Annotated in this window: 1 protein-coding gene; it reads left to right on the forward strand. The window is 57.3% G+C overall.

Annotated features, from left to right (window positions below):
• The coding region (locus ACU1JV_RS28010; RefSeq protein WP_446724763.1) for a condensation domain-containing protein at positions 1 to 2,046 on the forward strand (2,046 nt) is incomplete at both ends.

A 2,046-nucleotide genomic window follows, 5' to 3' on the forward strand; every position in this document is an offset into this window, starting at 1 on the left:
GAGATGGAGCGCCTGCCTCTGACGCCGAACGGAAAGATTGACCGGAAGGCGCTGCCAGCGCCGGAAGGGGAAGCGGGAAGCGGAACGGAGTACGTCGCACCGCGCAATGAGCTGGAAACGAAGCTGGCGGCGATTTGGCAGGAGGTGCTGGGGCTTGCGAAGGAGATTGGCGTTCACGACAACTTCTTCGACATCGGCGGCCACTCGCTGCGGGCGACGACGCTGGTCAGCAAGATTCATAAAGAGTTGAACGTGGATCTGCCGCTGCGCGACGTGTTCCGCCATTCCACCATCGAGAGCATGGCAGCCGCCGTTTCCCGGCTGGATGAGAAGACATTCGTTGCCATTCCGGTGGCGGATGACCGAGAGGTGTACCCGCAATCTTTTGCTCAAAAACGTCTCTTTATCCTGAATCAACTGGAAGGCGCGGAGCTTAGCTACAACATGCCGGAAGCGATGCTGCTGGAGGGTGCTTTGGACCGGGCAAGGTTCGAAGAAGCGTTCCGTAAGCTCGTGGCGCGGCATGAAACGCTGCGCACCGGGTTCGAAATGGTGGATGGCGAAGCATCGCAGCGGATTTACCAGGACGTGAATTTTGCGGTGGAGTTCTATCGAGTGGATGAGCAAGAGGCCGAAGAGATGGTTCGCCGTTTCGTCCGTCCGTTTGACTTGGCGAAGCCTCCGCTACTGAGGGTAGGCCTTGTCGAGCTGGCTCCAGAACGTCATATTCTAATGTACGACATGCATCATATTATTTCCGATGGCGTCTCGATGGAAATCTTTGTTGAAGAATTCGTCCGCTTGTACGGCGGCGAGCAATTGGAGCCTCTGCGCATTCAGTACAAAGACTACACCGTTTGGCAGCATTCGCAGGAGCAGAAGGAACGGCTTCAGCGTCAGGAGGCGTACTGGCTGGACATGTTCCAAGGCGAGCTTCCGGTGCTGGAAATGCCGACCGATTATCCGCGTCCGTCCGTGCAGAGCTACGAAGGCCAAACGCTGGAGTTTTTCTTCGACGCTTCGAAAACCGACGGACTGAAGCAGCTGGCCTCGGAAACGGGCACGACGCTGTTTATGGTGCTGCTTGCGGCGTATAACGTCCTTCTGCATAAATATTCAGGTCAGGAAGACGTGATCGTCGGTACGCCGATTGCCGGAAGGAATCATGGAGATGTGCAGCCGTTGATCGGGATTTTCTTAAACACGCTGGCTATCCGCAGTTATCCGGCTTCGGAGAAGACATTCCTGTCATACCTGAACGAAGTCAAAGAAACGACCCTCCATGCCTTCGAGCATCAAAACTATCCGTTCGAAGAATTGGTGGACAAGGTGCAAGTCACCCGTGATTTAAGCCGCAATCCGCTCTTCGACACGCTGTTTACGATGCAGAATACGGAAAACGAGGAATTTGAGCTGGAAGGGCTTCGCCTGATTCCTTATCCGAGCGCATTGGATACCGCGAAGTTTGATATCAGCTTGGATGTGGGCGAGGAGAACGGCGGCTTGGATTACAGCTTCGAATATGCGACGGCTCTCTACAAAAGGGAGACGATCGAACGGCTGGCGAAACATTACGAGCAGCTGCTCGAAACGATCGTAAGCCGTCCGGATGCGAAGATCGCCGAGCTGAACTTGCTGACGGCAGAGGAAAAAGAACAAATTCTCGGTGCGTTCAACCCGGCGCAGCCGGAAGCGGCTCCTGCGGCCGCGTTCCACCGGCTGTTTGAGGAACAGGTGGAGCGCACGCCGGAAGAGGCAGCCGTCGTGTACGAGAACGACCGGCTGACGTATGCTGAGCTGAACGAGCGGGCGAACCGCTTGGCGGCTACGCTGCGCGCAAGCGGCATCGGCCGGGAGACGATCGTCGGCATTCTCGCCGAGCGTTCGGTGGACTTGCTGGTGGCCGTGCTGGCCGTCTGGAAAGCGGGCGGGGCGTATGTGCCGCTCGACCCGGATTATCCGGCGGAGCGCGTGCGGTTCATGCTCGAAGACAGCGGAGCGAAGGTACTGCTGACGCAAACGGCGCTGCGAGAGCGTGCTGAAGCC

Source organism: Paenibacillus sp. T2-29, assembly GCF_052921365.1.